At 41.4% G+C, this 23654-nt stretch carries 20 protein-coding genes; 11 read left to right on the forward strand and 9 right to left on the reverse strand.

The genetic code is table 11. The annotated features are described in order from the left end of the window. The first annotated feature begins 41 nt into the window (after window positions 1-41). The 6 genes from EZJ28_RS00140 (at window position 42) to EZJ28_RS00165 (ending at window position 8502) form a co-directional block, all read left to right on the forward strand. Window positions 42-926, forward strand: coding sequence for a hypothetical protein (locus EZJ28_RS00140; protein ID WP_131393639.1), 885 nt, complete (start codon window positions 42-44; stop codon window positions 924-926). 64 nt (window positions 927-990) lie between these two features. Next, on the forward strand, window positions 991-2535 hold the full coding sequence (locus EZJ28_RS00145; RefSeq protein WP_131393641.1) for a glycine--tRNA ligase: 1545 nt from the start codon (window positions 991-993) through the stop codon (window positions 2533-2535). Window positions 2536-2657: 122 nt separating this feature from the next. Then, window positions 2658-5630: a T9SS type A sorting domain-containing protein gene (locus tag EZJ28_RS00150; RefSeq protein WP_131393643.1), complete on the forward strand. Its 2973-nt coding sequence runs from the start codon at window positions 2658-2660 to the stop codon at window positions 5628-5630. Between the two features lie 97 nt (window positions 5631-5727). Then, the gene (locus tag EZJ28_RS00155; RefSeq protein WP_131393645.1) at window positions 5728-6492 is read left to right on the forward strand and encodes an exodeoxyribonuclease III; all 765 of its coding nucleotides are present in this window, start codon (window positions 5728-5730) and stop codon (window positions 6490-6492) included. A gap of 9 nt (window positions 6493-6501) precedes the next feature. Continuing rightward, on the forward strand, window positions 6502-7464 hold the full coding sequence (locus tag EZJ28_RS00160) for an OmpA family protein (RefSeq protein WP_131393647.1): 963 nt from the start codon (window positions 6502-6504) through the stop codon (window positions 7462-7464). A 3-nt stretch (window positions 7465-7467) separates the two neighbouring features. Beyond that, entirely contained in the window at window positions 7468-8502 is a 1035-nt protein-coding gene (locus tag EZJ28_RS00165; protein WP_131393649.1) for an NADP(H)-dependent aldo-keto reductase, read from the forward strand. Here the strand turns inward: EZJ28_RS00165 and EZJ28_RS00170 are convergent. From EZJ28_RS00170 to panC, 6 genes are read right to left on the reverse strand one after another with little or no spacing between them, the layout of a single operon-like run. Further along, complete coding sequence (locus EZJ28_RS00170; RefSeq protein WP_131393651.1) at window positions 8499-9635, reverse strand: M23 family metallopeptidase; 1137 nt, start codon at window positions 9633-9635, stop codon at window positions 8499-8501. The two genes, EZJ28_RS00165 and EZJ28_RS00170, sit on opposite strands and share 4 nt — an antisense overlap. 44 nt (window positions 9636-9679) lie before the next feature. After that, the gene (gene radA, locus EZJ28_RS00175) at window positions 9680-11044 is read right to left on the reverse strand and encodes a DNA repair protein RadA (RefSeq protein ID WP_131393653.1); all 1365 of its coding nucleotides are present in this window, start codon (window positions 11042-11044) and stop codon (window positions 9680-9682) included. A gap of 20 nt (window positions 11045-11064) precedes the next feature. After that, a complete protein-coding gene (locus EZJ28_RS00180; protein WP_131393655.1) occupies window positions 11065-12210 on the reverse strand; it encodes an alpha/beta hydrolase in 1146 nt (381 codons plus the stop codon). 34 nt (window positions 12211-12244) lie between these two features. Then, entirely contained in the window at window positions 12245-13210 is a 966-nt protein-coding gene (locus EZJ28_RS00185; RefSeq protein WP_131393657.1) for a lysylphosphatidylglycerol synthase transmembrane domain-containing protein, read from the reverse strand. 5 nt (window positions 13211-13215) lie between these two features. Then, window positions 13216-13566: an aspartate 1-decarboxylase gene (panD, locus tag EZJ28_RS00190; RefSeq protein WP_131393659.1), complete on the reverse strand. Its 351-nt coding sequence runs from the start codon at window positions 13564-13566 to the stop codon at window positions 13216-13218. An 8-nt stretch (window positions 13567-13574) separates the two neighbouring features. After that, window positions 13575-14426 (reverse strand): pantoate--beta-alanine ligase, encoded by an 852-nt coding sequence (gene panC, locus EZJ28_RS00195; RefSeq protein WP_131393661.1) that lies wholly within the window; start codon window positions 14424-14426, stop codon window positions 13575-13577. A 110-nt stretch (window positions 14427-14536) separates the two neighbouring features. Between panC and EZJ28_RS00200 the strand changes: the two genes are divergently transcribed. The 5 genes from EZJ28_RS00200 to EZJ28_RS00220 all read left to right on the forward strand — a co-directional run bounded on the left by EZJ28_RS00200 (window position 14537) and on the right by EZJ28_RS00220 (window position 20835). Beyond that, the gene (locus EZJ28_RS00200) at window positions 14537-15349 is read left to right on the forward strand and encodes a glycogen/starch synthase (RefSeq protein WP_131393663.1); all 813 of its coding nucleotides are present in this window, start codon (window positions 14537-14539) and stop codon (window positions 15347-15349) included. A gap of 16 nt (window positions 15350-15365) precedes the next feature. Further along, window positions 15366-16895 (forward strand): DUF4270 domain-containing protein, encoded by a 1530-nt coding sequence (locus EZJ28_RS00205; protein WP_131393666.1) that lies wholly within the window; start codon window positions 15366-15368, stop codon window positions 16893-16895. Window positions 16896-16907: 12 nt separating this feature from the next. Then, window positions 16908-18755 carry a glutamine--fructose-6-phosphate transaminase (isomerizing) gene (glmS, locus tag EZJ28_RS00210; RefSeq protein WP_131393668.1) on the forward strand — a complete coding sequence of 616 codons (1848 nt, stop codon included), beginning with the start codon at window positions 16908-16910 and terminating at the stop codon, window positions 18753-18755. A gap of 267 nt (window positions 18756-19022) precedes the next feature. Then, window positions 19023-20534, forward strand: a complete 1512-nt coding sequence (atpD, locus tag EZJ28_RS00215; protein ID WP_131393670.1) for a F0F1 ATP synthase subunit beta — start codon at window positions 19023-19025, stop codon at window positions 20532-20534. 10 nt (window positions 20535-20544) lie between these two features. After that, a complete protein-coding gene (locus EZJ28_RS00220) occupies window positions 20545-20835 on the forward strand; it encodes a F0F1 ATP synthase subunit epsilon (protein ID WP_131393672.1) in 291 nt (96 codons plus the stop codon). A gap of 101 nt (window positions 20836-20936) precedes the next feature. Here EZJ28_RS00220 and EZJ28_RS00225 read toward each other — a convergent pair whose 3' ends face one another. The 3 genes from EZJ28_RS00225 to EZJ28_RS00235 all read right to left on the reverse strand — a co-directional run bounded on the left by EZJ28_RS00225 (window position 20937) and on the right by EZJ28_RS00235 (window position 23488). Then, entirely contained in the window at window positions 20937-22709 is a 1773-nt protein-coding gene (locus tag EZJ28_RS00225) for a M61 family metallopeptidase (protein WP_131393674.1), read from the reverse strand. Between the two features lie 63 nt (window positions 22710-22772). Next, window positions 22773-22976, reverse strand: a complete 204-nt coding sequence (locus EZJ28_RS00230) for a helix-turn-helix transcriptional regulator (RefSeq protein WP_131393676.1) — start codon at window positions 22974-22976, stop codon at window positions 22773-22775. 2 nt (window positions 22977-22978) lie between these two features. Beyond that, window positions 22979-23488, reverse strand: coding sequence for a DUF2975 domain-containing protein (locus tag EZJ28_RS00235; RefSeq protein WP_131393678.1), 510 nt, complete (start codon window positions 23486-23488; stop codon window positions 22979-22981). Window positions 23489-23654 lie beyond the last annotated feature (166 nt).

The raw sequence follows: 23654 nt of genomic DNA on the forward strand, positions 1-23654 counted from the left end.
AAACATATAAATTTACAAACTAAATATAGTTAATTATACTTATGATGACAGAAAAGAAAAACAATACCGCATTGAAGGTTTTAACCGGTATTCTTGCTGTAGCCCTGGTCGCGCTTAGTATTTATACCATTAAATTCTATAATGAGGAAAAAGAAAATAAAGAGATCCTTCAAAAGGAAAAGGCTGTGATCGAAGACGAACTCAATGAGCTTATCGTAAAATATGATGAGGCTATTGAGGAGAATGAGATCATGGATCAGGACCTGGTCAATGCACGGGACCGTATCTCAAGGTTGCTTGATTCTGTTAAGGATAATGAAGCTAACCTTGTGCTTATTTCCCGATACCGAAGGGAGATCGGAAACCTTAAAGAAGAAAAGGACAGATTGTTCCGAGTAGTGGACAGTTTAAGTGCCCAGAACCAGCAGCTCACTTCTTCTCTTGACAGTACCAGTGTGGCCCTTCAGGAACGTACCAGGCTATCTGATTCTTTAAAAACTACCAATCAGAGTCTTTCAACAAAGGTTGATAAGGCATCGAGATTAAAAGTGACCAGCCTTTCAGGGGGAGGTGTGATAGTAAGGAACAGTGGAAAACTGGTTGAAAATGATAATAACAGAAGAGTAGACCAGATAAGGACCTGTTTCACTTTAACAGCCAATGAACTGGCTGAATCTGGAGAGAAAAATATGTACGTTCAGGTTTATAATCCCGAAAATGAACTTGTAGGGGACGAGATCGTGGTGCAGCATGAAGGCGGAACCATGGTCTACAGTGCCGCTTCTAAAGTATATTATGAGAATGAAGAGCTGGATGTATGTATACTTGCTAATACGATAGAAGATAGATTGCTGGAAGGCAATTATAAAGTGTATGTCTATAACGATGCTATTCTTCTGGGAACGGCTAGTTTTAGTTTAGATTAATCCTAATATTATAATTTGAGGGCCGCCTTGATATAAATCAGGGCGGTTTTTTTATTTTTGCGCCATGGCAAAACAAGAAGATCTTTTTAAGAACGTAATCTCCCATGCTAAAGAGTATGGATACATTTTCGCATCCAGTGAAATCTATGACGGACTTAGTGCCGTTTATGATTATGGGCAGAACGGAGCAGAATTAAAGAATAACATCAAGGAATACTGGTGGAGAAGCATGACGCAGTTGCATCAGAACATCGTGGGGATAGATGCTGCGATCCTGATGCATCCTACTACCTGGAAAGCTTCTGGTCACGTAGATGCTTTTAACGATCCATTGATCGATAATAAGGACTCTAAAAAACGTTATCGCGCAGATGTCCTGGTGGAAGATCATGCCGAGAAATTATTGCAGAAGGCCGAAAAGGAGATCGCTAAGGCCAAAAAGCGATTCGGGGATGACTTTGATGAGGAGATGTACAGGGAAACCAATCCGCGGGTAAAAAGATATCTTGGGGATCGAAAAGAGATCCTGGAACGCCTGGCACGTTCTCTTACTAATGAGGACCTTGCTGATGTAAAAGCCCTAATCAAAGAATTGGAGATCGCCGATCCTGAGACAGGCTCAAAGAACTGGACTGAGGTAAGGCAATTCAACCTGATGTTTGGTACCAAACTGGGAGCTTCGGCCGATTCAGCCACTCAATTATACCTTCGTCCTGAAACTGCTCAGGGGATATTCGTGAACTTTTTGAATGTTCAGAAGACAGGAAGAATGAAGATCCCTTTTGGGATTGCTCAGATAGGAAAAGCTTTCAGAAATGAGATCGTTGCAAGACAGTTCATTTTCAGGATGCGGGAATTCGAACAGATGGAGATGCAATTCTTTGTGCGCCCCGGAGAAGAACTGGAATGGTATGAAAAGTGGAAGGAAGCACGCTTAAAATGGCATAAATCACTGGGGCTTGGAGAAGAGAACTATCGTTTCCACGACCATGAAAAACTGGCTCACTATGCCAATGCCGCGGCCGATATAGAATTCGATTTTCCATTCGGCTTCAAAGAACTTGAAGGAATTCACTCAAGAACGGATTTTGATCTGAAAGCTCATGAGGAATTTTCAGGAAAGAAATTAAGGTTCTACGATCCTGAGCTGAAGGAAAACTATGTGCCTTATGTGATAGAAACCTCGATCGGGCTGGACAGAATGTTTTTAGCGGTGCTTTCGGCTTCGCTAAAAGAAGAAGAGCTTGAAGACGGGAATACAAGAACAGTACTTAAGTTACCAGCCGTACTTGCGCCAACCAAGGCTGCGGTACTTCCATTGGTGAAAAAGGATGGCCTTCCCGAAATGGCTCAAAAGATAGTTGATGACCTTAAATGGGACTTTAAGGTTCAGTATGACGAAAAAGATGCTATTGGAAGAAGGTACCGCCGTCAGGATGCTGCAGGTACTCCGTTATGTATTACCGTAGACCATGAATCACTTGAAGATAACTCGGTTACTGTTAGATTTCGTGATAGTATGGAGCAAAAGAGAGTTTCTGTTAGTGAGCTGGAAAGTCTAATACGGAAGGAAACCGATTTTAAGACCTGGATGAAAGACTTTTCATAATAGTCCTAATACCAATAATTTATGAATTTTTTATGAAAGGCAATTGATTTATTGATTGCCTTTTTTATTTGGATTAATACAAGATTGCCTATTTTTAAAGAATCATTGAAGCAGATCCCTACATGATGAAAAAATTACTTTTCCTTTTTACTATCGGTGTGCTTTTTCATCTTAATACTTTTGCTCAAAAGCATGAGAAAGCCGGGCCTGTATTTATTGATTCTGCCAGGGCTGTTCTATCCGGTTCTCTTACAAAAGGTAAACTAGTCCCGCCATCGACCCATTTTAAAATTTACAATCCCCGTAACAGAGGGATCAACAGGGTGGTACCCGGTAAAGGGCTTCCTAAAACTACTGACGCCGCACTGCAAAGTAAAATGGGGGAGATAAAAGCGAGAACACCCATTTTAAACTTTGATGCTGCTGTTTCAAGGTCAACTCCCACCGATCCTACGGGAGTTGTGGGACCCAATCACTATTTAAACGCGTGGAATTCTGCTTTTTCAATATGGGATAAAAGTGGAAACCAGATAGTACCACCTGCCTCTCTGGCAAGTATAGGAGGGGAGTTTGAAGGAGAGGTTCTTGGAGATCCGATTGTTGTGTATGATCAGGCGGCAAACAGATATATTATAAGTCAGTTTAGTGATTCACCGGAAAGTTTTCTTATAGCTGTCTCCCAGGGACCCGATCCTGTAAACGACGGATGGTATACTTATAGGTTTACTACCAATGGCGTCCTGCCGGATTATCCTAAAATGTCGGTCTGGGGGGATGGTTATTATATTACTACCAATAAAAATTCAAGAACTGCCGATGAAAATCCGGTAGTCTATGTGGTTGAAAGGGACAGAATGCTTCAGGGAGAAACGGCCAGAATAGTTTCGTTTCCCCTGCCTGGGATTGAAACCAATGGGTTTTACAGCCCGGCAGGTTTTCAGACGGTGGGTAGCGATCTCCCTCCTCCAGGGAATTCACCCATTGTATTTATGCAGGATGATGCCTGGGCCGGTGTGAATGAAGATCATTTAAAGATATGGCTGATCAATGTTGACTGGAACGATCTCGCTACTTCCACGATCTCGGAAAGTCAGGAACTGGCATCGGCCAGCGGAGTATCCCCTTTTATCGCAACCTTTGACGGAGGCTCTTTTTCCAATCTTGCCCAGCCGGGAGACGCTTCGGATGTGGATGCGCTTCAGGCGACCATGATGTATATGACCCAGTACAGGAGATTTTCCACACATAACTCAGTGGTAATGAATTTTGTGGTGGATGTAGACCCTACTGCTGCAGAACATGCCGGAATAAGGTGGTATGAGCTAAGGCAACAAAAGGATGGGGAGCCCTGGAGTGTTTACCAGGAAGGCACCTATGCTCCCGATAAACGGGACAGGTTCAGCGGCAGTATTGGAATAGATGCACGAGGTAATATAGGTCTTGGATATACGGTGCTGGACGATAGTCCGGCAGATCCTGTTTTTCCTTCGCTTCGCTATACAGGTCGTTTTGTGAATGATCCTTTAGGCCAGATGACCCTCGAGGAGCAATCTATCTATGAGGGTGAGAGCCCTAATCCTAATTCCAGATATGGAGATTATGCTCATTTGAGTATAGATCCTGTTGACGGGGTTACCTTCTGGCATAACGGGGAAGTTTTTCAGGGTGTGGAACGGGTTAATAGAGTAGGTGTTTTCAGGATAGCCGCAGATGAACCAAATGATCTGGGAGTGACCGCATTGCTCACCCCTCAAGATGCCACATTAACCACTAATGAGGTGATAAGTGTTCGTATAAGAAACTTTGGAACTAATGCGCAATCTGATTTTGATGTTAGCTACAGTATCAATGGTGGTCCCGAGATAACTGAAACTTTTGAAGGTACGATTGCCGAGTCCAGCTTTGCCGAATTCACGTTTGACCAGACAGCAGACCTATCTGAAGTTGGAGAGATTTATAGTATTAGCGTTTCAACGCTTCTTGAAAATGATACTAATCCGAACAATGATAGTATCGAAGAAGAGGTTAAGAACCTGCCGCCTCGAGATGTAGGAGTAACTTCTATTGATGCTCCGGAAACCGATCAAAGCCTTGGCGATACTGAAGTAGTGACCATAACCCTGGAAAATTTTGGTGGGCAGCCCCAGCAAAATATTCCCGTGAGTTACCAGATTGGAAATAATACTCCGGTAAGAGAGGTCTTTAACCAGGTACTTCCAGTGGGAGAACAGGCGGTCTATACTTTCAATGAAAGCGCTGATCTTGGTCCATCGGGACGGTATAGAATTACTGCAAGAACAAGCCTTGAAGACGATTTTGATCCATCTAATGATTCAAAGACTAAGTCTGTAGCCAATCTAAATTGTATACCTGAAGATTCTGACTGTTCCTTTGGGGATGGTATTTCTTATTTTGAACTCGGTGATATCCTGAATGAGCGCATCCCCTGTGGAAACGGGTATATCGATTTTATTGGAGAATCAACCGATCTGGACAGGTCTCAGAGCGAATTTACAGTAAGCGTACAATCTTATTTTGCCGAGGAGGATGCTGAAAAATTCTCCATGTGGATAGATTTTGATGATAACGGTGTATTTGACGATGACGAACGCCTGATAAATTCTGAAGTGATTACCGAGGATAATACCTGGCTTTCTTTCGATTTCAATATTCCTGATGATGCTCCGTTAGGTCAGCATTTATTGAGAATACGGGCCGGGGATACCCGTTATGATGGTGATCTTGACGATCCCTGTTCGGTAATGCAATATGGCACCACACATGATTATTCAGTAAACGTTATTGACAGTACCCTTGATATTGAAGATTTCATTCTTAATGAGGCCGATCTTCGCGTGGTTACAGAGCCTGATAGGGATAGGCAGTACAGGGTGATCATGGAAACGAGTTTTGATGAACCTCTCAGGATAACCGTGCATAATTTAGTGGGGCAGAAGATGATTGAAAATCAGCTATTCAATGATGGTGATGGTTATGTCTACGAACTGGATATGTCTTATGCAGCCCGTGGGGTTTATCTGCTTAGAGTTGGTACGAGGAAGGTTGGTAAAGTCGTCCGCTTTATTGTTAAGTAGGCTTTCCTCAGAGCACTTTCCAATTTTTCTTCTTATAATATCAAATGGACTTGTATTTAGTTCAGATAGCCTTATTTTTGGGGAAATTTGAAATTTTATGACCATTATTTCCTATAACGTTAACGGTATTCGTGCCGCCATACGTAAAGGTTTTTTAGACTGGCTTCAGCAGGCTAATCCAGATATAGTATGTATTCAGGAGATCAAGGCTCATCCCGAGCAACTGGACCTTGAAGAATTTGAGAAAGCGGGTTATCCGTATCATTACTGGCATCCGGCTCAGAAAAAGGGATATTCCGGTGTAGCTATCCTTAGCAAACACGAACCTAAAAATGTGGAATATGGCACCGGCATCGATTATATGGACCATGAAGGGCGTAATATTCGTGCCGATTTTGAAGATTTTTCGGTAATGAGTCTGTACCTGCCTTCCGGTACAAATATCAAACGCCTGGAGCATAAGTTCATGTTCATGGACGATTTTCAGGAATATATTGATGAATTGAAGCAGGAAATTCCCAATCTCATCATCTGTGGTGATTACAATATTTGTCATGAAGCAATAGATATTCACGACCCGGTAAGACTCAAGAATGTATCCGGTTTCCTGCCCGAAGAAAGAGCCTGGATAGACGGTTTCATGAAAAATAGTGGCTTCATTGATTCTTTCAGGCACTTCAACGATGAACCGCATCAATATTCCTGGTGGAGTTATCGTGCAAACGCAAGAAATAATAATAAAGGCTGGAGAATAGATTATAATCTGGTGGCCGATTCGATGAAAGATCGTCTTAAAAGAGCGGTTATCTTACCAGAAGCATACCATAGTGATCATTGTCCCGTTCTAGTAGAAATCGAATAAATCATTATTATGAAAATAAAAGCATTATTTTTTTTAGCAGGCTTGTTAGTACTGAATTCCTGTGTTTCGGCCAAGAAATATGATGAGCTGGAGAGCAGAAATGCGGCTTTACAACGCGATAACCGTGAAATGAGTAGTGAGCTTGAAGAATTCAGGCGTACAGACGAGGAACTTAAAAAGGAACTTTCCGGTCTTCGTACCGATTACGAGACCATCACTACAGAGCGTAATGATCTTATGCAAAAGCTGAATACGCTCAGAAATAACTATGAGAGTCTTGAAGAATCTTATGATGCCCTGGAGCAGAACAGTTCTGCTGCAATAGCCGAAAATTCAAGACAGAACAGGGAACTATTAGCCCAATTGGATGAGAAGGAAGCAGCTCTGATACAGGAAAAGAACAGGCTGGAAAAGCTCGAAAAGGATCTTGCTGTGAGGTCACAAAGAATAGATGAACTGGAAAGTGTGATCGCAGCGAAAGATGCCAAAATGAATGCGCTCAGGGAAGCCGTTTCCAATGCACTTACCAATTTTGAAGGCAAAGGTCTTAGTGTGGAGCAGCGAGATGGGAAGGTGTATGTTTCTATGGAAAATAAACTACTGTTCGATTCAGGTAGCTGGGCAGTTAATTCTGAAGGAAGAAAGGCCGTTCAGCAACTTGGATCTGTGCTTGCCCAAAATCCTGATATTGCTGTGTTGATAGAAGGTCATACCGATAATGTTCCTTACGGCGGAAGCGGTCAGCTAAAGGATAACTGGGACCTTTCCACCAAAAGAGCGACTGCAATCGTACAGATATTGAGAGAAAATTCGAATATAGATCCACAGAATCTAACAGCTGCCGGAAGGGGTGAATATGCTCCTGTGGCTTCCAATGATTCTGAAACAGGAAGAGCGAAAAACAGAAGAATCGAAGTTATTCTTACTCCCAAATTGGATGAGATAACAAGGGTTCTAAATGAAATTGAATAATTGATGAAGTATACAAAACTGCCGAACACAGATCTTGAAGTAAGTAAAATATGCCTGGGCTCAATGACCTGGGGACAGCAAAATACAGAATCAGAAGGCCATGAACAGATAGAATATGCCCTGGATAGAGGGGTGAATTTTATAGATACGGCCGAAATGTATAGCGTACCGGCCAGACCGGAAACCCAGGGTAGTACCGAAAAGATCATTGGAAGCTGGTTAAAAAAGACCGGCAGGAGGGACGAGGTGGTGATCGCTTCCAAGGTAGCCGGTCCTGCAGAAATGGTTTCTCATATTAGACCTGATCTTGGGTTCCATAAAAAGGCAATTGAAGATGCTATCCATAATAGTCTTGAAAGATTACAAACAGATTATATAGACCTTTACCAGCTTCACTGGCCGGAGAGGAATACGAACTATTTCGGGCAGCTTGGATATGAACATGATCATGATGAGGAATGGGAGGATAACTTTAAGGAAGTGCTTGAAAATCTGAAACAGTTCATTCAGCAGGGGAAAATAGGATATATTGGCCTTTCCAATGAAACTCCTTTCGGACTCATGCGTTTTCTGGAAGAGAGTAAGAATGATCTGCCCAGAGTGGTTAGTGTTCAGAATCCTTATAATCTTTTGAATCGTAAAGATGAGATTGGTCTCACGGAAGTATGTCTTCGGGAAAAGGTTGGTCTTCTGCCATATTCACCTTTGGGTATGGGAACGCTTACCGGGAAACATCTTGATGGAATCCAGAAAAACAGCAGGTTGGATCTTTTTCCTCAGTACCAGAGATATTCTAATGAAGAAGCGTTGGAAGCAACCCGGAGATACAAAAAGTTGGCAGATAAACATGGTTTGAGCTTAACCCATCTTGCCCTGGCATTTGTGAATCAGCAAGCATTTGTAAGCAGCAATATTATTGGTGCTACCACTATGGATCAGCTAAAGGAGAATATAGACAGTATTAACGTGGAACTTTCAGAAGAGATCCTTAAGGAGATCGATGAGATCCACAATTCGATCCCAAACCCTGCTCCTTAGTAAGCTGATCTTACCAGGCTCTCGTGAATAAACATGGAACGGTCCAGGCTGTCTCTTACATGAAACCAGTCGGCCGTTTTTCCCTGTACCTGTAAAAGTTCACCAAATTTTCCGGTTTTTAGTATTTCGGAATTACTGGAAGCAGGTTTATTCCGGAAATTGGCCTTTTGAGAATTTACTATTAACCGGGATGCAAATTCAGGGTCTGTTTCCGTAGTTTTTTCTAGCTCTTCGGTCTGATATACAAAACCTAAGGGATCAAGTGCTCCGTATCTTCTTTTGTAAATTCCGAAATGTAAATGCGGAGGGGTGGTTCTCGCATTTCCGGTGTTACCAACAAAACCTAGAGTGTCCCCGGCCTGTACCCTTTTTAAATCCGGTTTTATGCTGTCAAGGTGGGCATAATACAAAGAGAGCCTTCTTTTACTGTCTCTTAGCCAGACTTGTTTTCCTCCAAGTCCCTTTTCACCGGTAAACCCCACTCTGCCAGAAGTCGCAGCGATTACGGGAGTACCTCTCTCAGCAAAAATATCGATACCCTGGTGATTCCTTCTTCCGCCATCACGTATATCACCCCAGTAACTGCCGATATCGGAATTACTGCCATTGACCACCGGAAACATATAGGCGGGAGTTTTCTGTATCTGAATATTAAAACCTGTATGAGCTTCAATTTCGGGCTGCAGTATAAGTTTATATAGCCCTTTTTCCTCTATTTCAAATTTCAGGTATTTCTGTTCTGCTTCGCCGGAGGCAATTTCCTCAAATTCATTGGTAGCCCCGGGGATCTTTTTATAAAGGGAAGAAAAGATTAACGTGGAATTACTATCTGTTTTCATAGTGGCTTCCACTACCTCGCCGGGCATGAGGTAGGTTTCATAAGAATAGATATTAAAACTCCTGGGTTTTAGTTCTCCGCTTTCGGAATAAGGTAATTCTATTTCTATGCTGTCCTGAAGCGCCTTTTCAACTCTCGCTTCCCAGATCTGGAAGATCTCATCTGAAATATTCTGCTCCTTTTGATACTTTTCTTTTTCCGAAAGACCTTTAATAAGATCTTCTGCCTTCTCAAGCTGTGAGCAGGAAAGGATAAAAAAACTGAAAAAGAAGCAAATTAGCCTGGTTGATCGCATACAAGTCTCAAATTGAGATAAATATACGCAGCAATTATGCCATTTTACCCAAAAAGATGGCTTACCACATCTTCGATTTTGGCTACGCGTATGATGCGGATTTGAAAATTATTTTTGGGGATTTTGCTTTGGTTGGAAACCATGATCGAGGCAAAGCCTAATTTTTCAGCCTCCAGGATACGTTGCTCCACACGGGTTACCGGTCTTATCTCTCCTGCGAGACCAACTTCGGCAGCGAAACAGGTGTCTTTTTCCAGAGAAATATCTTCATTAGAAGAAAGAATCGCTGCGATCACGGCTAGATCTATTGCCGGGTCGTCTACTGTGATCCCCCCCGTCACATTTAGAAAGACATCTTTGGCTCCAAGCCTGAAACCTGCTCTTTTCTCCAGCACGGCTAAAAGCATGTTCAGTCTTTTGGCGTTATAACCGGTGGTGGATCGCTGGGGTGTTCCATACACCGCTGTACTTACAAGTGCCTGGATCTCGATCATCAGGGGGCGCATTCCCTCCAGAGTTGAAGCTATGGCAGTACCACTCAGGTCTTCTTCATTCTTGGAGATAAGAATTTCTGAAGGATTCGTAACTTCCCTTAATCCGCTGCCCTGCATCTCGTAGATCCCAAGTTCATGGGTGGAACCAAACCTGTTCTTATGAGCTCTGAGTATACGATAAACATGGTTCCTGTCTCCCTCAAACTGAAGTACGGTGTCCACCATATGTTCCAGTACTTTTGGTCCGGCAATGCTTCCTTCTTTAGTTATATGGCCTATCAGCAGGACAGGAGTATTACTCTCCTTGGCAAATTTTATGAGTTCTGCGGTGCATTCTCTGATTTGAGAAATACTACCCGGGGAACTTTCTATATAATCGCTATGAAGGGTCTGGATGGAGTCGATAATCACTACTTCCGGTTCCACTTCTTCTACCTGTCGGAAAATATTCTGGGTCTTTGTTTCGGTAAGGATAAAACAGTTAGCGGGATTGGGATTTATCCTTTCTGCCCGCATTTTTATCTGTTGCTGACTTTCTTCTCCCGAGACGTACAGAACTCGATATTTCAGCCCCAGGGAGATCTGAAGCAGCAGAGTACTTTTTCCAATTCCCGGCTCTCCTCCAAGTAAGGTCAAAGATCCGGGGACAAGGCCTCCTCCCAGTACCCTGTCCAGTTCATTATTACCGGTATTCATCCGGTTCTGTGGGCCGTTTTCTATTTCGGCAATAAGGAGCGGTTTTGATGCCTTTTTAGCCTCCTTTTTTGCAGAGGTCTTCCAGTCTTTTGGATAGGCTTTCTGAATAAGTTCCTCCACAATCGTATTCCAGTCGCCACAGGAATTACATTTTCCCTGCCATTTGGAATATTGTGCGCCGCATTTCTGACAATAAAAAGTGGTCTTGACCTTAGCCATACTAGCTTTTCAATTTTATGCTAATAACCGAAATCTTTTTTAATCGCTTCGGCTTTTTCAAGCATAAAATCTGTATTCAGAAATGCAATGTTCTGCTGGCCGTATGCATTCTGATAGATGCGCATGGCACGTTTGGGATTTCCGGTTTCCTCCTCATAGCGCGCTTCAAAGAAAGTGCCTAGCATAGTGCCGGGATGATGATCATTAGCCATTTTATAAAGAGGCTTATATTCCTCCCAGTTCCTGGTCTTCTCAATGGCATTATAAACCGCTAGGAAATCATTAACGCTTATCTGTCGCTCAATGCCGTACAATTCTTTTATGGAATTGTACTTCTCAGCAAGATATTCTGAAGGTGAAACCGAAGTCTGAAGCAGGATCTCGTTATAGTCCTTTCTGGAAATAGGACTATAGATGCTGAACATGCTCTCAATGGCAGAGGGAATGGCCTTACCCACTAAAGAATAATGTGTAGCGTCCGGGAAATTGTCGAATTTGTAATCAACATTTTCGTTCTGGAGATTCTTTAACTGGTTATCAAGTCCCAGGATCCCCTCCTTTAAAGCGGGAATATCGTCGCTTGCGGTAGCCAGGTAGAACCACTTCCTGCTTTCGGCAGTGTTCAGAGCCGTGACAATCCTGTTAGCCATTTCAGGAGCGAAATCCGGACTAAGATTGATGTAACCCTGGAAAATGGGGTTGGGTTTTAACAGGTAATAATTGATAAAATTAGAGGTGAAGTCGTGGCCTACTATAATTCTGAAATTCGCGGTTCGATACTTCTGATCCATCTGGGCCAGTAATTCCATCCCAAGGAATTCGAAGAACTTAGCACCTTTTTCAACAGGCAGGAAATTGTTTTCTGCATAGGCGGTGTCATCTATTCTTACTCCGTCCTGGTTAATTCCCACCACGATCATTTCGGGCACTTCGTCCCAGTATGAATAATAATCTATCATTCCGGCCACCGGTTCAAACAAATAATCACCGTCCAGCACCACCACAACAGGGTATCTCTTTTCGGTGTTCTCATCATAATTTCGCGGAAGCTGAATTTTGATCTGTCTGGTCTCTCCGAGTTTTTCTGAAGAAATACTCTCGTACTTGATCTGTGCGTAGGTTAATAACGGCAATAATATTGCCATTAGAGGTAATAATCTTTTCATAGGTGTAGTATTGATTCGGACCTACAATATATAATTATTTCCTATTGTTTAAAAGGGGAAGGAAAATAAAGGACAAAGCTCCAAATAGCAGTACCACAGCGGTTTGAGTGGCCCATGAGATCCATCCGAAGGCTTCGGCTCCATGTTTCTCTACCCCGAAAAACATCAATACACCGCCTACGGCAAGCGGATAAACTCCAATTCCTCCATTTGTGGCCGAAACCGCAAATGAGCCTACTACAAATGCTGCCATGATTGTTTGTAATGAGGTATCTATGGTTTCAGGGATACTCAGTTTTATTACGAAGAACATGATCAAATAGGCGGTCCAGATAAAAATAGTATGGAAGATAAAAGCCCATTTCTGCTTCATCTTTAAGATACTCTTCATCCCTTCCAGTAGCCCCTTTGCCAGCTTTTTTAGTTTTTTAAAGGGTAACCAGCTGGAAGTTCTCACAAGGTTCAATCCAAGGATAATGATACCTACCAGGCCTATGAAAATGAAAAAAGTATAAAGGGGGTTGATGTTTTGATCTTTCAGATAGGCCAGCAGATCATCTGTTTGGAACAAAAGAGCGCTTCCCACAATAAGCATTAAGATCAACAGGTCTGCAACTCTTTCGGATATAATAGTTCCGAATCCTTTCTCAAACGGGACGTCTTCATAGGTAGACATGGTAACGGCTCGTAACACCTCCCCGGATCTTGGAATTCCGAAGTTAGCCAGATAAGCGGCCATAACGGCCATAAACCTATTAGCAAACGAGGTTTTATGGCCCATGGGCTCCAGCATGTATTTCCATCTATAGGCGCGGGACAGGTGAGAGAGTGTTCCCATGACAAAAGACACCAGGATCCAGAATTTGTTGGCTTCCAGAATACTTTGCCATAAATTCTCTCTTTCTTCAGGAGTTGAACTTTCCAGGGAATACCAGATCAAAAAAATCCCCAATAAAAGGGGAATACTGATCTTTAATATCCTGGTTAGTTTTTTATTCACAGAAGCTATTTCAGTAAATTGGTTTCTTCGTCGGGAAATACCAGAGAAGGTTTAAAGTTTTTGGCTTCTTCTATTTCCATAATTCCATAGGCGATAATGATAAGCACGTCTCCTTTGGCAACTTTTCTGGCTGCGGCCCCGTTCAGGGTGATCTCACCAGAGTTTCTGGGACCTGGAATTACATAAGTTTCCAGCCTCTCCCCATTATTGTTGTTGACGATCTGAACCTTTTCTCCTTCAATAATGTTGGCGGCATCCATAAGGTCTTCGTCTATTGTAACGCTGCCAATATAATTTAAATCGGCACCTGTTACTTTTACACGATGAATTTTTGATTTTACTACGTGAACCTGCATGTTTTAATTTAATTATCTAGGGCAATATTATCAATGAGCCTAATATCTCCGGCATAAGCGGCGATAAAAGCCCGATACTGATTTCCACTTTGTTTCCGGTTTATCTTCTTTAATGTCTGGGCATCGGCGATCTCAAAGTACTCCAGTTTTAAATAGGGGTGATCTTCAAATCGTTCCTTTACCCACTTCTCTATATATTCTGCACTTTCTGTGCCAAATAGCCCCTGAACTTCTTTAAGGGTTTCATAGATAAAGGCAGCTTTTTCCCTGTTTTGGCTACTTAGACGTTCGTTTCTGGAAGACCTTGCAAGTCCGGAATCCTCTCTCAAAATAGGGCAGCCAACGATCTCTACGGGTAAACCGGTTTTATGGGTTAGTTTTCTAATTATTTGAAGTTGCTGAAAATCTTTTTCTCCAAAAAAAGCCTTATGCGGAGTAATGGTCTCAAAAAGGTGTTTTACTACCGTACCCACACCGTCAAAATGTCCGCTTCGATACTTGCCTTCCATCACCGTTTCCAATCCGTCGAAATCGAAATTTTCAGAAAGTATTTCATTTCCATAGAGCTCCTGCGCCTCTGGGAAAAAGACCCAGATATTCGAAAAACGGTCGGCCAGGAGCTGCAGATCCTGATCCGGAGTTCGGGGATATTTCTCGAGGTCTTCGGGATTGTCAAACTGTGTGGGATTAACGAAAATGCTTACTATCACCTGATCGGTTTCCTTGATCGCATTCTCGACCAGAGAAAGATGCCCTTCGTGCAATGCACCCATGGTAGGGACCAATCCAATGCTCCGACCTTCAGATTTCGCTTTCTGAATGGCCTTTTTGACTTCTTCTTTCTCCCTAAAAACCTGCATTTTATTATAAAATTAACAGCGTGCAAACTTAATATATCTCTGGCAATCTGCATAAAATTTTGTAATTTTGCGTGTTTTTTATTCCGAAACGCAACTAAAGCAAAGAATTTATGAAAGATAAGAGAGTATTATACGTCTCATCTGAAGTTATACCCTACTTACCTGAAACCGATATCTCATCAACATCTTTTGAAGCTGCCAAAATGGTTAATAACCTTGGAGGTCAGATAAGGATTTTTATGCCCAGGTTTGGAAACATCAACGAACGCAGGCATCAGCTTCATGAAGTAATACGGCTTTCGGGGATGAACCTGGTGATAAACGATCTGGATATGCCGCTTATTATTAAGGTGGCCTCTATTCCAAAGGAAAGAATGCAGGTTTATTTTATAGATAATGAAGATTACTTTAAAAGGAAGGCGACACTGACAGATGAAGATGGAAATCTCTTCTCTGATAATGATGAGCGAGCCATATTCTTTGCTAAAGGAGTGATTGAAACCGTTAAAAAACTTAACTGGTCGCCTGATATCATCCATGTTCATGGATGGCTTTCTTCCCTGCTTCCATTATATCTAAGGAATTATTACGGGAATGAGCCTCTTTTTAAAAATTCCAAAATTGTTACCTCGGTTTACAATCAAAGTTTTGAAGGAACGTTAGATGAGACCATGCATAAGAAGGTCTTGTTTGACGGACTGGAAAATTCTAGTGTTAAACATTTAAAAAGCCCTACTTTTGTCAACCTGTTAAAAACAGCTGTTGATAATTCTGATGCTGTGGTCCTGGGTGGGGATGAGGTACCTGAAGATTTGAAGAAATACATAGATAAATTAAATAAACCAGTTCTTCCGTTTACCGAAAAAGAAAATTTCTCTCAGGCTTATCAGGATTTTTACACAACTAAAGTATTGTCTGAATAGTAAGTAAAAACATTAAATGAAGTTAAAAGGATTGTTACAAATAACGACCGTCCTGGTTGTTGTTTTCGCTTTTGTAGGATGTGACGAAGACTACACCGATATTGGAGGAGAAATAATAAATAATCCCACCAATGTGGAATTAAGGGAAGTTGATGTAAACGCTTCTTCTAAAAAGATCAATTCCATCCAGACCAATAATCTTTTCAATTATTTTCTTGGAGTAAACAAGAATCCGGTATACGGTGAAAGTACCGCAAGTATCGTTACTCAGGTAAATCTGGGACGCAATGATCCTGATTTTGGAGATAACACTCAATTGGATAGTGTGGTGCTGAGAATACCTTATTTCTCTTCTGAGGCTGAATCAGCCGGTAATGATGAGAACGTAGAATATGTACTTGATTCGGTTTTTGGAGAGGGTTCCTTCAAACTTTCCGTATATGAAACTTCATATTTTCTTAACGACCTGGATCCAAACGCCGGGTTCGAGGAAAGACAGAAATATTATTCAGATCAGCAACCTGAGATCGAAGAAAATATAGTGGGAGAAGCCTTATATGTTGACGATAGTTTTGAGCCTTCTTCCAGTTCTTTTGAGACCTACGAGGTTGCCGATTCCGGTGCTAGTGATACTATTACAAATGCTCCGGCCCTGTATATTAAGCTTCCGGTAAGTTATTTTCAGCGAAAGATCATAGATAAAGAGGGGAGCGATGAGCTTTTAAATAATAATAATTTCAAGAATTATTTCAGGAGTCTTTTTATTAAGGCTGAAGACAATGGGACTGAAGGATCGCAGATTCTCTTTAATCTTTCTAATAGTGATGCCAAAATAACTCTTTATTATAGTTATGAGATAGATGATGAGGGTGAAACAGTGCAAAGAAGAGGTAGTTTAGACCTTAATTTTTCCGGAGGTAACAGGTTTAATACCTATTCAGGTGAATTTCCGCAGGAAATTTTAGAAGCAATCGAAACTCCAGCTGAAGCCGATAATCTTTATTTGATGGGTCAGGAAGGAAGTATGGCTATTATAGATATCTTCCCCGATCCTACAGTATTAGAAGAGCTACGGCAGAACGACTGGCTCGTTAATGAAGCTAACCTTATTTTTTATGTGAACCAGGATGAGATGGGAGATGCCATTGAGCCGGAGAGATTATATCTCTATGACCTTGAAAATAATTCTATTCTGGCAGATTATCAAAATGACGCATCCTTCAATGAGAGCAACCCTGAATTATCCAGGACGATCTTCTCTGCTCCTCTGGAGAGAGGTGAAGATGAAAGAGGTGTTTTTTACAAAATACGAATTACCCAGCATGTTGCGTCCATTTTAAGTGAGGATTCTGAAAATGTTAAGCTTGGACTGGTGGTGACAGGGAATATTAATGATGCTGGCTCCTCGGCTGTTAGAGGAATAGAAGATCTGGAAAGAGTGCCTCGTGCTACTACCCAGAGTCCTTATGGCACGATTCTGTATGGAGATGAAGCCGCCGATGAAGAAAAAAGATTGAAATTGAGAATTTATTATACCGACTATTAATAAGAAGGATTTATGTGTGGAATTGTTGGATATATTGGGCATAGGGAAGCCTATCCCATAGTTTTAAAAGGACTTCAGAGACTGGAGTACAGAGGTTATGACAGTGCGGGAATAGCACTTTTTGATGGGAGTGACCTTAAAATGAGTAAAACCAAAGGCAAGGTGGCCGATTTGAAGGCTCGCCTGGAAAGTGAAATTTCCACCGATGGTACAGTGGGCCTAGGGCATACGCGATGGGCCACTCATGGTGAGCCAAATGATGTGAATTCTCATCCTCATTATTCTAATTCGGGGGAACTTGTAATTATCCATAACGGAATTATTGAAAATTACGATGCCCTTAAGAAGGAACTTAAGAAAAGAGGATATACTTTTAAGAGTGATACCGATACCGAAGTTTTGGTGAATCTTATTGAGGATGTTATCAAGAAAGAGAATGTGAAGCTTGGAAAAGCTGTTCAGATTGCATTGAACCAAACGGTTGGCGCTTATGCCATAGCTGTTTTCAATAAATCTAAGCCAGATGAGATCGTAGTAGCCAGACTGGGAAGTCCATTGGCTATTGGGGTTGGAGAAGATGAATTCTTTGTCGCTTCTGATGCTTCTCCTTTTATAGAATTTACCAACAATGCCATTTACCTGGAAGACGGTGAAATGGCGGTTGTTCGTAGACACAAGGATGTAAGGGTAAGAAAGATAAAGGATGATTCGCTGGTAGATCCTTATGTTCAGGAACTTCAGCTGAACCTTGAGCAGATAGAAAAAGGAGGTTACGAGCATTTCATGTTGAAAGAAATACATGAACAGCCTAATGCGATAAGCGATACCTACCGTGGCAGGATGCTGGCAGATAAAGGTATTATCAGGATGGCCGGAGTTGATGATAATATGGAGCGTATTGCCAATGCAAAGCGTATAATTATCGTTGCTTGTGGAACTTCATGGCATGCAGGGCTTGTTGCTGAATATATCTTCGAAGACATTGCGCGGATTCCCGTGGAAGTTGAATATGCTTCTGAATTTCGTTACAGGAACCCGATCATCTCAGAAAATGATGTTGTGATCGCCATCTCTCAGAGTGGAGAGACGGCTGATACCATGGCGGCTATAAAACTTGCCAAAGAAAAAGGCGCTTTCGCTTTTGGAGTATGTAACGTTGTAGGTTCTTCTATTTCAAGGGAGACAAATGCGGGCGCATATACTCACGCCGGACCCGAAATTGGGGTGGCGTCCACCAAGGCTTTTACCACGCAGATCACGGTTTTAACCCTTATCGCGTTGAAACTTGGTAAATTCAAAGGAACTATTTCTCAAAGTGATTTTCAGTTCCATTTACAGGAAATGGAAAGAATTCCTGAAAAGGTAAAGGAGGCGTTGAAGTCTGATAATTTGATCCAGGAGATCGCATATAAATATAGATATGCTCCTAACTGTCTTTATTTAGGTAGAGGGTATAACTTCCCTGTGGCTCTTGAAGGAGCTCTGAAACTTAAGGAGATATCTTATATCCATGCTGAAGGTTATCCTGCGGCCGAAATGAAGCATGGTCCTATTGCTCTTATTGATGAGCAGATGCCGGTTGTGGTAATTGCCACTAAAAAAGGTCATTATGAAAAAGTTGTGAGTAACATCCAGGAGATCAAATCAAGAAAAGGAAAGATTATCGCCGTAGTTACTAAAGGTGACGAAGAAGTTCGGGAGCTTGCAGATTACGTGATCGAAGTGCCTGAAACTATTGAAGCATTAACTCCTTTGTTGACTACTATACCGTTACAATTGCTCTCTTACCATATAGCTGTTATGCTTGGTAAGAATGTGGATCAGCCACGAAACCTGGCAAAATCGGTTACTGTAGAATAGAACTTAAAGTTGTTCAATATATATGGCCTTCCTGCGATTCCGGGAAGGCTTTTTTATTTCTGAAGGGCAGGAATCTATAATTTTGGATGCTTTTAAATCAGCTTTTTAGCTGAATCGGGAAACAATCAAAACTTCTCAAAATTTCAATATGTTTTTTGCCAGAAAAATTTATCTTTGCAGCCTGAAAATGACCTGTTTCTTGTTTAGGAAATTTTAAATCAGGGAAATAGGTTTTTGAATTTTATTAAAAATTAAAGAATTAGATAAATGTCTAAAGTCACAGGTAAAGTTGCCCAGATTATTGGTCCTGTAGTTGACGTTGTGTTCGACTCAGAAAATGCTGAACTGCCAAAGATCTACGATTCTTTGGAAATTACCAGAAAAGATGGTTCTACTTTGGTCCTTGAGGTGCAGTCGCACATTGGTGAGGATGTTGTAAGAACAGTTTCTATGGATTCTACCGACGGTCTTAGCCGTGGAGTTGAGGTTCTTGCTACCGGAAACCCTATTCAAATGCCAATTGGTAAAGATATTTACGGGCGATTATTCAATGTAGTGGGAGATGCGATCGATGGATTAGGAAATCTTCCCAAAGCAGGAGAAGACGGACTTCCAATTCACCGTGAAGCACCAAAATTTGAGGATCTATCTGTGTCTACAGAAGTACTTTTTACAGGTATTAAAGTAATTGACCTTATTGAGCCTTATGCAAAAGGTGGTAAGATTGGTCTTTTTGGAGGTGCCGGAGTTGGTAAAACAGTACTTATCCAGGAATTGATTAACAACATCGCGAAAGGTCACGGTGGACTTTCTGTATTTGCAGGAGTTGGTGAACGTACTCGTGAGGGGAACGACCTTCTTAGAGAGATGTTGGAATCTGGAATTATAAAATACGGTGATGATTTCATGCACTCTATGGAAGAAGGTGGATGGGATCTTAAGAAAGTTGATAAATCGGCTATGAAGGAGTCTAAGGCTACCTTCGTATTCGGACAGATGAACGAACCTCCAGGAGCACGTGCTCGTGTGGCTCTTTCTGGTCTTACAATTGCGGAATTCTTCCGTGATGGTGCTGGAGAAGGTCAGGGGAAAGACGTTCTTTTCTTCGTAGATAACATTTTCCGATTTACCCAGGCAGGTTCTGAGGTGTCTGCACTTCTTGGACGTATGCCTTCAGCGGTAGGTTATCAGCCAACACTTGCAACCGAGATGGGTGCGATGCAGGAGCGTATTACTTCTACAAAGAATGGGTCTATTACATCTGTACAGGCGGTTTATGTACCTGCGGATGACTTGACCGACCCTGCACCGGCTACAACTTTTGCTCACCTTGATGCAACAACTGTACTTTCACGTAAGATTGCCGAGCTTGGTATTTATCCTGCGGTGGATCCTTTGGATTCTACTTCAAGGATTCTTACTCCAGACATTCTTGGGAAAGAGCATTACGATTGTGCTCAGAGAGTAAAAGAGTTACTTCAAAGATATAAGGAACTTCAGGATATTATTGCCATTCTTGGTATGGAGGAACTTTCTGAAGAAGATAAACTTGCGGTATCGCGTGCAAGACGTGTTCAGCGTTTCCTTTCTCAGCCATTCCACGTTGCCGAGCAGTTTACTGGTCTTAAAGGAGTGCTTGTAGATATCAAGGATACTATCAAAGGTTTCAATATGATCATGGACGGTGAATTGGATCACCTCCCGGAAGCTGCCTTCAACCTTAAAGGAACAATTGAAGAGGCTATCGAAGCCGGTGAGAAAATGCTTGCTGAATCTTAAAATAATTTAGATGTATTTAGAGATAGTAACTCCTGAAGCAGTAGTATTTAGAGCTGAAGTGGATGCGGTAAAAGTTCCAGGGCACGATGGTGAATTCCAGATGCTGAACAATCACGCTCCCATCGTTTCTACCTTAACAGAAGGTGATGTTAAGATCAATCTTGCAGCCGGAAGTCAGAATGAGGTGAAATTCAAAGAGAGTCCGTTTAAATCTGGTTCTGAACCTAACGTTCTATATTACACTATCAAGGGAGGAGTTCTTGAAATGAAGGATAATAAGGCGATCATTTTAGCCGATTAACTTCAGAAATCATTATATAAATTAAAAGGCCTTTCATTAGAAAGGCCTTTTTTTATGTTTTATTATACCTACAGATTTCGGAAACCTGCTGGGGCTTTAATTTATTTAGGTTCAAGCCAGTTTTTTCTGTTCTTTAAAGCTTTTTTTGGAGCTTCTTCGTCCAGGCTAATGGAATAGGCTGGATTAGTCTCCAAGCTCAGCGCAGTTTCCTGCTCTTTTCCGAATCTCTTAAAAACAAGCTTTATATTTCCGGATGCATTGGTCTGGATAGCAGATTGAAAATCGTCAATCGTATTTACCTCATTTCCATCTATACTGAGGATGATATCTCCTGAATCCAGTCCTGATTTATAGGCCGGACTGCCTTTGAAGGTATTCCTGATTATTTCCAATCCTTCTTCAGAAGGTCTTAAGGAAGCTCCGAAATAATCCTTATTGGTCTTTTGCTCAATTTTCACCCCTACCGATTCGAACAATTTCTGATAATCAGGTCTTTTGCTGCTGTATATATGGGCTTTGAAGAACTCTGAAGCGAATTGCTTGCCGGCATATTCCTTAAGGGTTTCCTCGATGTCTTCCACTTTATATGCCACTTCACTTTTACCATATTTCTTCCACATCAATTCCATAAAATCATCAAGGTTAAGCTCGTGCTGCCTCAGGGATAGATCCAGAGCCAATCCCAGAACGCTTCCATAGGAATAATAGGAAATAAAAGTATTTTCCCGATTAACCGGGTCCACTGAGGTTGCGGCATCTACAAAAGGAGCCTGGTAGCTCATTTCAATAGGATTAAAATACTCAAGAGCAGGTGAATTCCAGACGTAATTAAAAGTTCCTGAAAGGCCATTTATATAATCTTCCTGGCTAATTACATTAGCTCTGCAGAGCATAAGCCCTGTATAATAACTGGTAAAGCCTTCAGCAAACCAGAGAGAGCCGGTCATGTTAGCTTCGGCGAAATCGAATGGCTCCAGCTCATCAGGCCTTAATCTTTCAACGTTCCATGCATGAAAGAATTCATGTGCGACTGTACCTATATTGCCTTTCATTCCGCCTTCAGCAAGGCTTCTCGTACTGGTGAGAATAGTGCTGTTTCTATGTTCCATCCCGTCACCTGAAGCATTAGGCATATAGCAGGCCAGAAATGTATATTTTCCATAGTCGAAATCGGGAAGTTCCCCATAGACGGCTTTTTCCTGTTCCACAATGCGTTTTACCTGATCAAAATATTCACTGAATTCCTCTTCCGTACCCTGGTGATGTAATACGAATCTTATTTCCTGCCCGTCAAGATCGAACTCCTTCATAGAAAAATTGCTTATTTCGGTTGGGCTGTCCATAAAATAATAAAGATCGGGAGCAGAGTAGGTGGTGCCCGCTTCCTCCTTCAGCTGTGTGGCAATTTTCCAGTCAAGGTCTTCTCTAACATCAAAATTCACTAAAACAGGGCGATGCTCAAGATCTTCTGCGTACATAAATGTAGCCGGAATATTGAGGTGAGCATGGGTTTCATCTATCTGTGAATAGGTGCCGTCACCACGATTGGCAAAAAGGGTATATTCGATATTTATGGTTCCGTCATGGCCGCTTACTTTCCACGAATAGGGATCGGGCCTTACCACCTTAATTGTTTTGCCCTGGCTGTTGGTGGCCTTAAATCCGTAAACGTTCTTGGCGAATTCGTGCAAGGCATAGCGTCCGGGAGAGGTGCGACTCATCCTTATATTTAATGAGCTTGTTTTAATTTCAGGAAATGTGATATTGATCCTTGCTTCATGGTGAACGGCATTTTCAAATGAAATTTTATAGGAGTTGGTCTGTGCATTTCCCATGAAACTTATTAATAGAAATGCAATTAGAATTTTTCGCATAGTTGATTTTTGAGATTTGGCCTAAAGTAAAAATTTTATAGGATTGAGAGAGCTACGAATTTATTAAGGTTGATATTCAAGGATATCGCCCGGCTGGCATTCCAGAGCTTCACAGATAGCTTCCAGGGTGGAAAAACGAACAGCCTTCGCTTTTCCAGTTTTAAGAATAGAGAGATTAGCGGTTGTGATCCCGACAATGTCTGCCAGCTCGTTGCTTTTCATGTTCCTTTCTTCGAGAACCTTATCGAGGTTTATGATTATCGGCATGGCTAAATCGTTAGTTCGTTTTCTTCTTTATAGAGTCTTGCTTTGTTAAAGATTTGGGAAATAAAAATGAAAAACAATCCCAGGACAATTAATAACCAGAAATTCATAAAACCAGTTTTAATATGTACCTGATCGGTAAAAATGATTTCAAATATGAACGAAAACAGGGTATCTATTACTGTAACCAGGATAAGTAACTGGCCTATGATCTTGAAACTGCTTATTTGAAATTTTGTAAAAATTGATTTGGATGTTAGGCTGTCCATTAAATTTCTGATCAATCGAAAAAGATAGATCCAGAATCCAAAAGATATTAAGGAATAAGTTAAAAGGCTAATAAGAGCCCGGACCGAGGTGATCTTAAAATCATCAGAATTCTTAAATATTTCCAGAGCCATATTTTCATCCCAGATAAGTGTGAAAATTAAAATTCCAAAAACAGCAACGCCTACGATGATGAATGAATAATATGCCAGACTAATAATATTTCTTAGAAGAACTGATGATTTCATTTTTAATAATTATTGTTTATCAATAATAAATATACATAAATTATTGAAAAACAATAATTTTATTTACGCACTGCTATTTCAATTTACGATATGTTATCTCAATAAATTTCTAAATGAATCTTTATACCTGCTTTCCCTGGCCATTAAAAAATATCTCAAACTATTC

This window comes from Gramella sp. KN1008 (genome assembly GCF_004332155.1).
Classification (GTDB): domain Bacteria; phylum Bacteroidota; class Bacteroidia; order Flavobacteriales; family Flavobacteriaceae; genus Christiangramia.